The sequence below is a fragment of the Mycoplasmopsis adleri genome (genome assembly GCF_045276205.1).
Classification (GTDB): Bacteria; Bacillota_I; Bacilli_A; order Mycoplasmatales; family Metamycoplasmataceae; genus Mycoplasmopsis; species Mycoplasmopsis adleri.
This window is the reverse complement of the sequence record NZ_CP174162.1, coordinates 45,502-59,641: the sequence shown is the minus strand read 5'-3', so window position 1 is coordinate 59,641 and position 14,140 is coordinate 45,502. Positions and strand designations below refer to the sequence as shown.

Annotated in this window: 11 protein-coding genes and 5 tRNA genes; 4 read left to right on the top strand and 12 right to left on the bottom strand. The window is 27.1% G+C overall.

Annotated elements, in window-relative coordinates:
• Positions 1-46: 46 nt before the first annotated feature.
• The 3 genes from secDF to ruvA all read right to left on the bottom strand — a co-directional run bounded on the left by secDF (position 47) and on the right by ruvA (position 4,181).
• A complete protein-coding gene (gene secDF, locus ACJA22_RS00260) occupies positions 47-2,389 on the bottom strand; it encodes a protein translocase subunit SecDF (RefSeq protein ID WP_406617149.1) in 2,343 nt (780 codons plus the stop codon).
• A gap of 249 nt (positions 2,390-2,638) precedes the next feature.
• Entirely contained in the window at positions 2,639-3,604 is a 966-nt protein-coding gene (ruvB, locus tag ACJA22_RS00255) for a Holliday junction branch migration DNA helicase RuvB (protein WP_406617148.1), read from the bottom strand.
• Positions 3,585-4,181 (bottom strand): Holliday junction branch migration protein RuvA, encoded by a 597-nt coding sequence (ruvA, locus tag ACJA22_RS00250; RefSeq protein WP_406617147.1) that lies wholly within the window; start codon positions 4,179-4,181, stop codon positions 3,585-3,587. The genes ruvB and ruvA overlap by 20 nt, the downstream gene beginning before the upstream one ends.
• 138 nt (positions 4,182-4,319) lie before the next feature.
• Between ruvA and ACJA22_RS00245 the strand changes: the two genes are divergently transcribed.
• Positions 4,320-4,574 carry a hypothetical protein gene (locus tag ACJA22_RS00245; RefSeq protein WP_406617146.1) on the top strand — a complete coding sequence of 85 codons (255 nt, stop codon included), beginning with the start codon at positions 4,320-4,322 and terminating at the stop codon, positions 4,572-4,574.
• A 35-nt stretch (positions 4,575-4,609) separates the two neighbouring features.
• On the opposite strand, the gene ACJA22_RS00240 is transcribed toward ACJA22_RS00245, so the two are convergent.
• The 5 genes from ACJA22_RS00240 to ACJA22_RS00220 form a co-directional block, all read right to left on the bottom strand.
• A tRNA-Leu gene (locus tag ACJA22_RS00240) sits at positions 4,610-4,692 on the bottom strand.
• 44 nt (positions 4,693-4,736) lie between these two features.
• Positions 4,737-4,812 (bottom strand) — tRNA-Thr (locus ACJA22_RS00235).
• 1 nt (position 4,813) lies between these two features.
• Positions 4,814-4,889 (bottom strand) — tRNA-Val (locus ACJA22_RS00230).
• A gap of 6 nt (positions 4,890-4,895) precedes the next feature.
• Positions 4,896-4,971, bottom strand: a tRNA-Glu gene (locus ACJA22_RS00225).
• A 3-nt stretch (positions 4,972-4,974) separates the two neighbouring features.
• Positions 4,975-5,049 (bottom strand) — tRNA-Asn (locus tag ACJA22_RS00220).
• A gap of 549 nt (positions 5,050-5,598) precedes the next feature.
• On the opposite strand from ACJA22_RS00220, the gene ACJA22_RS00215 reads away from it, so the two are divergent.
• The 3 genes from ACJA22_RS00215 (at position 5,599) to ACJA22_RS00205 (ending at position 10,420) form a co-directional block, all read left to right on the top strand.
• Entirely contained in the window at positions 5,599-6,207 is a 609-nt protein-coding gene (locus ACJA22_RS00215) for a hypothetical protein (RefSeq protein ID WP_406617145.1), read from the top strand.
• A gap of 47 nt (positions 6,208-6,254) precedes the next feature.
• Entirely contained in the window at positions 6,255-8,447 is a 2,193-nt protein-coding gene (locus ACJA22_RS00210; protein WP_406617144.1) for a hypothetical protein, read from the top strand.
• 926 nt (positions 8,448-9,373) lie between these two features.
• Positions 9,374-10,420 (top strand): Dam family site-specific DNA-(adenine-N6)-methyltransferase, encoded by a 1,047-nt coding sequence (locus tag ACJA22_RS00205; protein ID WP_406617143.1) that lies wholly within the window; start codon positions 9,374-9,376, stop codon positions 10,418-10,420.
• A gap of 146 nt (positions 10,421-10,566) precedes the next feature.
• On the opposite strand, the gene asnA is transcribed toward ACJA22_RS00205, so the two are convergent.
• From asnA to ACJA22_RS00185, 4 genes are read right to left on the bottom strand one after another with little or no spacing between them, the layout of a single operon-like run.
• On the bottom strand, positions 10,567-11,547 hold the full coding sequence (gene asnA, locus ACJA22_RS00200; RefSeq protein ID WP_406617142.1) for an aspartate--ammonia ligase: 981 nt from the start codon (positions 11,545-11,547) through the stop codon (positions 10,567-10,569).
• A gap of 3 nt (positions 11,548-11,550) precedes the next feature.
• Positions 11,551-12,321, bottom strand: a complete 771-nt coding sequence (locus ACJA22_RS00195) for a PQ-loop domain-containing transporter (protein WP_406617140.1) — start codon at positions 12,319-12,321, stop codon at positions 11,551-11,553.
• A 19-nt stretch (positions 12,322-12,340) separates the two neighbouring features.
• Positions 12,341-13,150, bottom strand: coding sequence for an alpha/beta fold hydrolase (locus ACJA22_RS00190; RefSeq protein ID WP_406617139.1), 810 nt, complete (start codon positions 13,148-13,150; stop codon positions 12,341-12,343).
• 2 nt (positions 13,151-13,152) lie between these two features.
• The gene (locus ACJA22_RS00185) at positions 13,153-14,133 is read right to left on the bottom strand and encodes a lipoate--protein ligase (protein ID WP_406617138.1); all 981 of its coding nucleotides are present in this window, start codon (positions 14,131-14,133) and stop codon (positions 13,153-13,155) included.
• Between the last annotated feature and the right edge of the window lie 7 nt (positions 14,134-14,140).

Sequence of the window (14,140 nt, the reverse complement as noted above, 5' to 3'; positions counted from 1 at the left end):
ATTAGGACTTAAATTATAATAAAAATCACCTCGCGGTGATTTAAAATTATGCAGTAAATGAATTAATACCAGGGAACACTTGTTCTTCGTGAATTCCTGGGATAACTCAATATTTGGTATCAATTCTTTTTTGAATATTGTGTTGTCTTCTTTCTTCACATTTTGATCATAATGAAATGGTAATAAATAAGACATTGTATGTGCCATAAATTGCAGCTAGAATTACTAATAAGTTTAATCATACATTAGTTGATCTATAGAAAGCAATTAATAAAGCAAACACACCAATTTGAACTAGCATCAATGTCATGTAATCAGCAAATTCTTCAAAGAATACTGAGTTTGAAATTGTTCTAATTTGTTCTTTTGTAAATGCACTTTCTCTTTCTTCGGCATGCATTTTAGCTTTAATTGAGCCAAATAATACCATCGTTTGAATTTCTGAGAAGATAACGCTCATCATAAAGATTAATATAGTAATGTGATCAAATGGAATTCTTGTAATTACAACAACACTAAATGTTAATCCTATATTGATAATCATCGAAACTACAAAAGAAACCATAAATGTTCATTTGTATCTTACAAGGGTATAAATAAGAATAGCAACTAGGACAATACTTAATGCTTTAAGCAATTCAACTACTTCAATTCTGATGTTTAAGTTAGAAGGGTCGCTGGAGATATCGTATTTATTAAATCCAGCTCATCCATCATGTTTAACACCAGCAACTGAACCATAAACGATTATTGAGGCAACAAAGAAAATAATTGGAATAAACATTAAAAGTTTAGCAAGGTGAACATAATCAAATTTTCTATATTTAGCATCCGTATTAAATACGCCAATTTTCTTACTATGAACACTAAATCATGATAATTTATTATCAAAGGTTTCGGTATGAACTACTAAAGTAATTCATAATCTATTAATTAATAACATTACAGCAATACTGAATAATGAACTGAAGGCAAACACAATCGAGAAGTTTTTCATATCTTGTGTTCCCATAAAGAAGAAGATAATCGCAGTGATTAAAACCATTACATTGACATCCAGTAAGTTTATAAATGTCTTACTTTGAGCATTCCGTAAGGCTTTCTTAGGCTTTTCACCTTTATAAATATCTTGTTTAAACTTATTCAGCGTGACTATAGGGTTCATTGCACCTAATAGTAATGCTCCGAATAACGCCGCAAATGATGCAGGTGAGTATTCTCCTCTAAGTACCGTGAACATAACTAGGGTTAAGAAGATGTAAAGTGCCATTGCAATTGTACTTAAAGCACCTAATAAACCATAGTTAACCATTAACATAATAGCAATTAATGAAACAATTACTAAACCAGCTATTCAAACTAATTTGAAATTGTATTCTGTGTTTTGTGGTGTAACCACACTTGGTGTCCCAATAATGCTTAATTTTAAACCATTTTTAGAACTAAAGTTTATGTTTGAACTAATAGCTTGCGCTTCAGATTTAGTTAAATATTCACCTTTAGCATTACCTTGAATATAGAATAAATTATTTTGAGCAGCACTATCAACTCTAACAATACTAATTAAATATTTAGCAGCATCGAATGAATATTTTTTAACTGCATTCATTTTTTGTGTTGTTGGGTTGAATGGAGTATTTGAAACGAATGAGAAGTTAGCTGGGTTTTCATGTGCTTCTTTTCATTCAGTAGGGAATTGAACTTTAGCATAATCAACTAATTCATCTAAGTTAATTCACATAAAAATAATTTTATGTTGTTGAGAAATAGCTTTTGTAGCTTTTGATCATTCGATTGCGGCTGATTTGTTTTCAAATTCACCTTCAATGTAATATGCACCATTTCAACTTTGTTTAACGGTTGCACCATTTTCTTTTAAAGGAACTGCGTATCTATTAATATTGTTGTAATCAATTGTTGAATTTTCAATATATAAACCATCTGTAAAAATTGGTTTCATTTCAACATCAGTGAAAACTAATGTAGGTTTTTTAACAATAGCATTTTCAAAATTCTTTGTTTGGGCACCAGTTAAAACATTACTTCTTGTAATTTCAACAATACCATCACCTTTAGGTCTAAAAGAAGCTGAGAAGTCATTTAAACTTGAGAATCTATAATTTAGTGATTCAGCTATATCTTTAAGTTCATTGCCTTTAACTAACTCACCATCATTTTTGGGGCCTACATTTTTGGCTTCAACTTGGTATCTAACTCCACCACCATATTGGATAGATTTATTAACATTTTTACGAAGATGATAAATAGATCCAAGAACAATTCCGATAATCGCACCTATGATTGTGAACGACAAAAGCAACCACCTTTTTCAGTTGGTTACTTTAAACATTTTCTTAAAAAAATTCTTAATTTTTTGACCTACAGACATTATGTATTACATTATATATTAAATATTGAATATTAATTATAAAAAGTCTATTTGCTACTTTTCGAAAATTACTATACAGCTTTTTAGTTTTATTAAAACCATTATATATATAACTTTTTAAACACCAAAAATAAACTACTTAATTTTTCTAAAAGCACTATAAAACAATTAAATTAAACAATTTTACAATTAAATAATCTACTAAAACTTTTTATTTAAAACATCTAAAACATAAGCTAAAAATTTATTTTATTCTTGCCTAATATTTAGATGAACTTTTAATAAATAATCTATTCCTTTTGTTGTAATTCTTCTACCTCTCGGCGACTTTTCTATGAATTTTAAATATAAAAGATATGGCTCAATATCATTAATTAAATTATCTTTATTGATGTTTAAAATTCCAGAAATTGAATCAATTGAAACATATTGACTATTAAAAACATTATTCAATAATTCAAGATAATCAATATGATCTCTGGTTAAACCATAATCATATAATTCAAGATATTTTAAGGCTGAATAAGTTGAATCCATTGTGATTTCATTTCCATTATTTTTTAATGAAAAATCAAATGCTCTCTTTAATAAATGGTTAGCAACTCTAGGTGTTGCTCTAGAATATTTTGTAATTAATCTTAAAACATCATCTTGTACATTAAAACCTAATTTTAATCTGCTTCTTTTTAAAATTTCAACAATGTCATCTTCATCATAAGGACTCAATCTTGCATGAAAACCAAACCTATCTTTAAATGGTTGACTGATTAAATTTGGTTTAGTAGTTGCGCCTATTAATGTGAATGGTTTAAGATTCATTCTCATAACTTTTGAATTACCTTCGGGTCCGAGAATAATGTCGATTGTAAAATCTTCCATTGCATTATAAATAATCTCTTCAACATTTTTATTAATGCTATGTATCTCGTCAATAAAGATAATATCGTGATCATTGATATTTGCGAAAACGCTTAAAATATCTGATTTTTTCTCTATTAAAGATCCTTGTAAATAATGAATTTTAACATCTAGTTCATTTGCAACTATTGTTGCTAATGATGTTTTACCAGTTCCTGGTGGTCCATAAAATAAGATATGATCAAGAGTCTCATTTCTAGTCCGAGAACCTTTAATCATAGCTTGAATAGTTACAACTAGTTTCTTTTGACCTACGAATTCAAGAAAATTATTTGGTCTAAGCGACAGTTGATTCATATGTACCTGCTGAAATTATTTTAATAGCTTCTTCAACCATTGCTTCAACATCGTTTGAACTTGTTAATTTAGTTAAAGCCAAATCAATTTGCTTAGTTTTGAAACCTAACATTTTTAATGTTTCTTTTGTTTCATTTATTTTATTTGTGCTTACAATGGTTTCTGAAACTTCTTTTGGATTAATCATTTTTCTTCATTTGTCTTGTAATTCAGCAATAATTAATCTTGCATTTCTAGGATTCATATAAGGCGTTTCTAATAATGAATCAAAATCACCTGCAGCTATTAATGCAGCTGCTTTTTCATAACCTAAATTAAGAACGTTAAATGCAATTCTTGGTCCAACACCATTTAATGAAACTAAGTCAATAAACAATAATCTTTCTTTAAAATCTCTAAATAAATAAGTTGCTTGATAATAATCATTTTTTATTTCATAAAAATATAATTTTAACTTTTGACCTTTTTCCACTCTATCAGCTTCTGGCATTAGTCCTGTATATCCTACACTTTGGCTCTCAAAAATAATATTCGAGCCATTTTTATGCATAATTTCTCCGATTCTATATAAAATCATTTTTTCTTACCTCCGAAGTTTTATGTCTAAAAGTAAGCTGATTCATTAATTAATGGAAAAATATGATAAAAACATATTATTTTTCTCATTTAAGTTCACAAATTGAACTTTTTGATAAAAATCATATTTAAGAAGTATATGAAAACAGATATAGGATATGAACAATTAAATAAAATACTTTTTAAATATAACTTTTATATTCACTCTTTTAATTGCTTAATGGATGATATTGAAATTTTGATCGGCTGAAAAAACACTATTGTTGGTTCTTTATCATTAATGAGTAATTATAGAATAATTAAGAAAAATAATGATTTAGCTAAGAAACTACTTTTTGATGAATGCGCAAAGGAGATAGCATTCAAAAAATGAAAAAATAAAAATACCTCTTAATGGTATTTTTTGTTTAAGGAATTATCAAAATGATTTGGTGCGCAAGAAGGGACTTGAACCCTTATGCCGAAGCACTAGAGCCTAAATCTAGCGTGTCTGCCAATTCCACCACATGCGCATCTACTAAATAAATAAAAAAATATCTTCACCGAAGCAAAGTCTTGGTGCCGTCTATAGGACTCGAACCTACGACCTACTGATTACAAGTCAGTTGCTCTACCAACTGAGCTAAGACGGCATGGTGGAGAGTAAGGGGATCGAACCCATGACCTCTACCTTGTAAGGGTAATGCTCTCCCAGCTGAGCTAACTCTCCAAAAAATGGTAGTCTGTACGGGAATCGAACCCGTGCGTGCATGGATGAAAACCATGTGTGTTAACCGCTTCACCAACAGACCATATGGCGCCGATTGCAAGGATTGAACTTGCGACCAACTGGTTAACAGCCAGCTGCTCTACCGCTGAGCTAAATCGGCATATGTGCTATTTAATAAATGTGTTATTATTATATATTAAAAACACGAAACAAAAATATTTTTTTAAATTTTTTTATATCTGTTCATTTCTGTTTTAAAAGTCCTAATCTAAATTGAAGAAATAAAAAGGATATAAAAATTAAACATTGATCATAAAAGCAATTGTTTTTAAAAAATAAAAATAGTATAAATGTCGTTGCAAATGCAATTTTCTAGAATTAGCAAATTGACTAATTAGCTTATTTTTAATGATATTTAGGAAATGCTTGCCTGTTGTTGTATATCAATAAAATTGTAATAATTTAAATAATGAACGGTCTTAATTTAATAAAATAAATATACCTAACCCATCATGTAAAACATGTATTATAAAAAAGTTGATTATTATCGTTTTTTCATATATAATTAACTTGTCCTTTCTTTTTAGCATTTTTATTTAACCAAGGACAGAAAATGCCCAACATTTTTTTAAGTGTTGGGTCTTTTATTTTTAATCTAATATTTATATTAAATACTATATAATACGGATATCAAAGTTAGGAGAAATATATGTCAAAAAAGAAAATAGGATTTAAATTATTATCATTAGCACTAGCAGGTACATTTATGCCTACTATAATTTCATCGTCATGTAAAACACAAGAAGATAAAAATAAGGACAAAATAATCGATTCTAAAGATAAAAAAGACATCGAACAAAAGAAACCAGGAATTGACGAAAAAGGAAATAAAACAGAAGAAAAAGATAAAACCACACCATCATCAGAAGGGGGAAACAAAACAAAACCTGATGAAGGAAAAACAAACCCTAATACCGGTGGATCGACAACAAATCCAACTGATCCTTCTCATAAAGATGACAATACTGAACCTAAGCATGACGAAGAAAAGCCAACACCTATTGTGCCTGTGGATGAAGCACCAAAAGACCTTGATGCTTTAGTGAAAGCGGACTATGAAAATGTTGTTTCTAAAATTAATTTTTCTTTAATTAATCCTACAACCGGATATATTAATCCTAATACATTTGAGGTAAAACCTAATGAACGTGGAACTATTACAAATTGAGGTAATGCTCCGTTAATTAAAAAAGATACTAAATTCCTTACTAGCCAAGATATTAGAAATATGTTCATTTACATAGCGGCAATGGTTTAGGTAATTCATCATACATATTTGGAGATAGAAAGATTCCAACAGAATCAATGGTTAAAGGTTATCAAGAACTCTTACTATATGATTGAAAAGAACATCCAAATTTTGTTACTGCAAACCCACAAATGACTTTTAGCCTTAGCGGTGATAAAAAATATGTTACAAATATCAACCGTGTTAATATCCAATATCCATGAATGGTTAATGGTCAAAAGAAAGAAAGTTTTGATAGATTTATTAGAAATGGTCTTAATTTAATTAAACCTGGAATGAGTGATTTTGATAAAATGGTCGTACTTCAAAGATATGTTGTTAACTGATTTAAATATGATATCAACATGCTTGAAGTTGATATAAATATTTTGGTAGATATCCACGCTGGGGTATGTTCAAGTGTAAGTACTGCATTTTCAATACTTTTAAATATAGCCGGAATTCCATCATTATCTGTTATCACAGGTCAAAACCCAGGCAATGTTCTTCACCAAATTTCATATGTTTATTTAAAAGCTCCTGGTAAAAATGAAAAATATTGATATGCATCAGATCCTACTTATGCTACATCTGCTTCAGGTATACAAACCGATTACCAATATGCTTATACTAAGGATGCAGCATCAAGATATGAAATAATATTTCCTGTTGGCGCCGATTATGATACACCATTAAACGGTCAACAATTTCACTATAATCAATTCAACTATTTACCTTGAGATGTAAAAAATAGTAAACAATGACTAGGCAAAATATTTAATGGGAAAAACCAATTTAGTGTCTTTGGTAAAGATAATATGTATGCTTACTTATGAAATGACTACGCAGATAAAAATCTCCTTTATGACCAAAGAAGCTCATTTGAATTTTATGAAGGATGATATTATGGCTTAAGATCTACTCTTTCAAAAGGAACTAGAGAATGAAAAAAATCATTCTTTAAAACAAGATTTAATCAAGATAAACCAATTGAAGTTCCATTATCAGAGTTTCTTGATGGCGATCAAGATATGGCAAGACTCATTATGTCTTATGTTCCAAAAGAAGAACTAAGATACCCTTTATTAACTTCTTTTAGAGATAGCTTTATCTTTTTAAAAGACAATGGCACATATAAAAAATCACTTTATGTATATAACAAAAAAATTAAAAAGGGTCAAGTTATTGAGCTCAAAAATATTGAAACTGGCACTAAAATTGTTAACTACTACATCCAAGATGAAAAATTATTTATTCAACTTTCAAATAATAATTGAATTACTTACAATTTTACGCCAGAGGAACATCAATTAATTTTTGAAAGCAATTTAAATTGAACTGATTTAGTAAACCAATTATTAACTACTAAAACAAAATTATCTACATTCACAATTGGTCAAAATGCCCATCAAATAGACTTAAACGACAAAATTAAATTTAATAATATGTCTATGAAAATGCTTAAGCAATATATTAGTGATTCTAATTTAATTGGTCAATATATTAAAGAAATTAAAGAATTTGAAAAAGAAGTTATTGCTAGAATTATTAAGAAAAATCCTCAAATTTTCTTTATGTATCAAATTCCAAATATAATAAGCGTTTCTAAAGATGAGGTGAATAATAACGGATTACGTCTTAGTGAATTTGAAGCAGTTGATACCTTTAGTGCTGTATCAAAATTAAACTCAAACTTAATTTATGATGTTTATTTAGCAGATAGTAAAGATGGTTCTTATACACAAGTGCTTTCAAATGTTATATTTGATAATCTAGTTATTCCAAAAGATAAAATTAAAGACAAAAAATCAATTTATGTTTATGTTGTTGCAAAATCATATGCTGATAATAAAAACATAGTTCAATCACCTAAAGTTCAAATTAATTTTGTTAATGAAGCAGTTCCTAAATTAAAATTACATTGATTATCTAGCGGAAATAACTATCAACTATCATTATCAAAATTAGCAAAATCAAATATTCAATTAACTCTTGGTGGAGATTGAACCAACTTTACAGGTACTTACGAATTAAAATATATAAGCTTTAAAAATAATAGTGTAAGCACAATAAAAGAAGGATCAATTGAAAATATTGATATTTATACAGCTCTTCATACAATTAATGAAGCGAATAATGATTCTTCTGGAATTTATTATATTGAAGCTACTGTAAAAAGTAAGAGTACAGGTACTGAATACAAGCTATCATCAAACAATTTCTATGCTTTAACAGATGAACAATTTAATACTAATAATAAAAAAGCTTAAAAAATAATTATTAAAATTGTTCCTTAATAATTAATTAAATATAAAAATTACAAATAAGTTTCCAGGTTTTACAATGTAATTTTTAACATCTCTTACATTATGTAAGAGTGTTTTTATTATTCTTTATAAATAGTGTCTTGGTGCTAAATGATCCTCCTAGCACGCTTATAAATACCAAATTTATCGATATGTTTCCAAGTTTTACAATGTAATTCTTTTAAAAGTTTCCAGGTTTTACAATGTAATTTTTAAAATTGTTTCCAAGTTTTACAATGTAATTTTTTCAAGAGTTTCCAAGTTTTACAATGTAATTCTTCCGAGAGTTTCCAAGTTTTACAATGTAATTTTTCTAAAAGCTTCCAAGTTTTACAATGTAATTTTGTCAAAAGTTTCCAAGTTTTACAATGTAATTCTTTTAAAAGTTTCCGGGTTTTACAATGTAATTTGATGGAGTTTTTAAGTTTTAAAATATTAAAATCATTTTGAATTTAATAATGAAATATAGATTATGATCATACATTCAGAAAAAGTTAATTTATGAATTTCACTTAACAAATGTATAAATATTTATTTTGTTCAAAAAATCAGTTCAATTGGAATTAAATGTTGTCAAATAATTAAAAATTTAACTATAATTTTGTAAAAATTTGTATAGGTTTTTGCTAGTAATCATAATCAATTGTCACCCACTTTAAAAGGTTCCTGATCTATATATTGTTTATTAATTTTATTTACTAAAAATTTACTAAAAAGTCTATTTTAAAGTGATTTAAGGAATTTTTAACTAATTAATAATCTCTATCAGATATCTTTTTATTAAAAAATCAAGAAATAAAAAATATTGTTTATTTTTATGATCAAAACATATATAATAGAACTATTAATATTGTGCTTTTTATTACACAATAATATTATTAAGGATATATATGATAAAAATATTATTTGGAGAAAAAATTAAAGAACTTAGAAATGGTGAAATGCTTTCACAAGAAGAATTAGCTTTAAAAGCCGGAATTGAAAGATCTCAAATTTCTAAAATAGAACAAGGTAAAGCAAATGTAACATTAGAAACCATTGACAAATTAAGTACTGCTTTAAATGTCCCTCTTTCGCAATTGATGGATATTGAAAGAAAATATATTATTCATCCTTTTTTAAAATGAGCAGGTGGTAAAAGTCAAATTATTAATAAATTAAAACACTATCTGCCTAATCCTACAACTATTAAAGAATATTATGAACCTTTTTTCGGTGGCGGAGCTCTATTATTTAATTGAACACCTAAAAAAGCTCATATCAATGATATTAATGAAGAATTAATTATAACTTTGAATTGTTTTCAAAATGATAAAAGTTTTACAAAATTAATTGAATTATTACAAACACATGAATTAAATCACTCCAAAAAATATTATTATGAAATAAGAAACATGGATAGAGATCCTAACTATAATAAATTACCTGATTATGTAAGAGCAGCAAGAATGATTTATTTAAATAAAACTTGTTTTAATGGTTTATATCGTGTTAATAGTCAAGGATATTTTAATGTTCCTTTAGGCAAAAAACAAAAAATTAAGATATTTGATACAACGAATTTGTGTAATATACAAAATTATTTTGCAAATAATAAAGTCAAAATTACAATGATGGATTTTGAAAAAGCTACAAAAGGTGCTAAAAAAGATGACTTCATTTACTTCAATCCTCCTTACGATGTTCTTCCTGATAAAAAAGGATTTGTTGATTATTCAAAAGACGGTTTCGGAAAAGAGGAACAAATAAGATTAGCTGAAGTATTTAAAAAACTAGACAAAAAAGGTGTAAAACTAATGCTATCTAATCTCAATACTCCATTTATAAATGAGCTTTATAAAGATTTCAATATTCATGTAATTGAAGTAAGAAGACTCATCAGTTCAAAAGGTGATGGAAGAGGATGCGTAGAAGAAGTTATTATTACTAATTATTAAGACATTTTCGAAAAGGAAGTGTCTTTTTATATCTATAAAATAGCTATTTGTGTATAGTACAAACAAAGCAAAAAATAAAAGAAGGGAACTAATTATCCCTTCATATTTAATATTGTATGGATTAAATATTCTTATTATTTTGAAAACTATAAAAGAATAATACCTTCTTTTTTAAGTTCTTCTCTAGTTTCTTCAGGTCATACGCTTACTTGAACTTCACCAATATGTTTTTTCTCTAAAATAAACATACTTAATCTACTTTGACCAATACCACCGCCAATAGTTAATGGTAATTCATTGTTTAAAACTTGTTCATGATATAAACCTAAATCATTTTTGGTTTTATTTAAATATTCATATTGTTTTTTAAGTGACTCGCTATCAACTCTAATACCCATTGATGAAATTTCTAGTGCTTTATCATTAATAGAATCATAGAATACTAAATCACCATTTAGATTTCAATCATCATAGTCAAAAGCTCTTTTTGAATGAGGTACTCCGTCAGGTAATTTGTAGCCTATTTTGTAAATGAACACTGCACCATATTTTTTAGCAACAATATTTTCTCTTTCTTCTGGAGTCATATTTGGATATTCTTTATACAATTCTTCTGAATCAATAAAAGTTAAAGTTTTAGGTAATTTAACTGATAATTGAGGGTTCTTAAATACAATCTTATTTTCGACATATCTAATTGATTCATAGATAATTTCGACAATTTTTTTAAGGTAATTTAAGTTCCTATCTTTCTTGTCTATAATTAATTCTCAATCTCATTGATCCACATAAAGTGAGTGTTTATAATCAACTTCATCATCCTTGCGAATTGCATTCATATCAGTTCATAAACCTTCATAAAGTGAAAAGTTATATTTTTTTAATGCATCACGTTTTCATTTAGCAAGTGAATGAACAATTTCCATTTTGCATGATCATTGTTTAGGCGAGAATGAAACTGGTTCATCTCCATTTAAACCATCGTTAATTTTTAAATTGCTAGAAACAAATAATGGAGCTGAAACTCTAGTTAAATTTAACTCTTTATTTAATTTCTTAGTAAAAGCAAATTTTAAATCTTGAATAGCTTGCTGAGTTTGTTTAATATCTAATTTTGATTTGTACATAGATTATTCTCCATTAAGTTGAACAAATGGTTCTTCTTCATTTGAAGGATTGAACTTCATTTTCTTTTTCTTTTCAAGTACAATCATCATAATAAGTACGGCAACATAAAGTAATAAAGAAAGTACTTGTCATGTGATAGCACTCATGTATTGAGGTTGAGCTCCAGCATTTAAAATAAATGAAATTCAATATGTACATCAAAATACATTAGCAAGTACAAAAACTATAACCATTCCAATTGACATACCTGAAAAATCTTTTGTTTCAATTGATTTTAAGATTTGAGGTAAGAAAGCAAAAGTTGTTAAAATTGGAATAATTTGAGCTACTACAGTTTGTACTAATTCGTTATTTTTTAAATTTAATGTTAAGCCTAAAATAGCTAAAACAGTAATTAAAATCATTGAGCCTAGAGCAACTCCAAATGATACTCATTGATATTTTTGTCTTTTGCTGTCTTCAGCATATCTATAAATAAGTCAAAGCACAAAGATGTATATAAAACCACAAATAATATTAGCAATAACTAAAATTAAAATTTTTTGATTTGGATCAAAAGCACCAAGGAATATTCAACCTAAAATTCCGGCAAAGAAAGTTCAGAATGAATAGTATTTAACTAATCCTGCTTTCTTAGTTTTAAAAAGGTGAATAGCTTGGGGTAATCCAATTACAATTGTCATAGTAGCGCCTAAAATACCAGAAATGATGATAAATCATGCTGATATTGGACGAGCGCTATTGACAAAAAAAGCATTATAAATTTTTTCCATATTTGTTAATTATATATATTTATTTAATTAATTTGTTAATTAAGTTATTGATTTCATGTGATTTTTGGAAGATAGCGGCATGACCACAGCGCTCTAATTCAACAAAATTAACTTGTGGTAAATCAGGTTTAATATGATTAATTTGCTTGGTTGTAACATAATTATCATTTTGAGCATAAACCAATGTAAAAGGTTTTGACTCGATAAATAATGGCTTGATGTGCTTATCTAAAAATGTGTTATTTAGAATTTCATTATTAACTAAATAATTAAAGTTTTCTTTAATAATATCTTTTCTAACAAAGAGCTTATTAGCCAAAAATGTCGCATGAGCTTTAAATGCTTCATTAGGTTCATAAACTAAATGAATAACTCCATCATAAGCTTCTTCATATGATTTTGGAAGCAATCATTGTCTAATGTTTTTGTTCAAATCATTAGCGTCATGAACTAAGGAATAATTAAGCGGAGTAAGCATTATGAAATTGTCTATTTGGTCTGTTTTATAGGCATATAAGCAAGGAATAGAGCCCATTGAGTGTGATAATAAATTAATGTGTTTATCACCAAAAACTTGCTTAATAAATTCTTCTAGAACTAAACAATAATATTCTAAAGTAATAGGCTTATGTAAAGCACTAGATAAACCACATCCTGGTAAATCTATTGCATAAACTACATAATTTCGATTCTTAATAACTGTTAATGGAGTAATTGTTTTTGAACTATCATTATAACCGTGTACAAATAAAACTATCGGTAAATTATTTGGGTTTGGTTCATAAGTATAATGAATTTCATCATCTTTAATTTTAATAAAAGCTTCCATAATTATCCTTTTATTAAAGTTAATAACTCTTCTTTTGTAATAGTTCCAAAGTATTCTTCAAGGTTAATCTTATCAAGTACTTTTGCTATTTCTTTTGAATCATAAGCGACATTATTAAATAATGGTTCAATTTCTGAAACATCTTTTTTGCTTAAGAAGTCACCTTCAAATTTTATTTGTTTAATAACTCCTTCTTCAATTAAACCCTTAACTGTAATTAAACCACCAGGAAACTTTTGAGTATTAGTGTATGTAAAATCAGCAAATCTATTAAAAATTCATTCTTTAGATTGGAATAATTCTTTTAACTTGTTAAATTCATTTTTGTATTTATCTTGAGGAATTTCTTCTAGTGTATTATTTGGATCCTTCAAGAAAAATTGAATTAATTTATCCTTAAATTCTTGAACAGACATTTTTACAGGTAATAAATCTTTAATGTTTGACACTCTTGCCCTATGTGATTGAATACCTTTAGATTCATATTTAATTTTGTTAGGGTTTAAAGCTTTGGCTAGAATAGTCATATCAACATCAAATAATAATGTTCCATGGCTAACAATTCTATTTTTTTCTAAATATTGTGCATTACCACTAATTTTAAAACCATTAGCTAAAATATCATTTCTCCCATGAAATTCTGCTTTAATACCTAATGAGTTTAAAAAAGCAATGATAGGTTCTAAGAATTTTTGATAACTATTGTTATCACTTTTATCAGAAATAAAGCTGAAGTTTAAATTACCTAAATCATGATAAACTGCTCCACCTCCTGATTTACGTCTAGCTAAAGTTATATTGTTGTCTTTAACAAATTGTTCATTTATTTCTTCATAAATATTTTGGTTTTTACCAATAATAATTGCATTTTTGTGTTGGTAAAATAATAAAACATCACCTTTAATATCAGGGTCTCTCATAATAATATTTTCTAAATTTAATGTTTCATATGGTGAGGTTGATTTTATATCGTAAATTTTCATAAGTTGC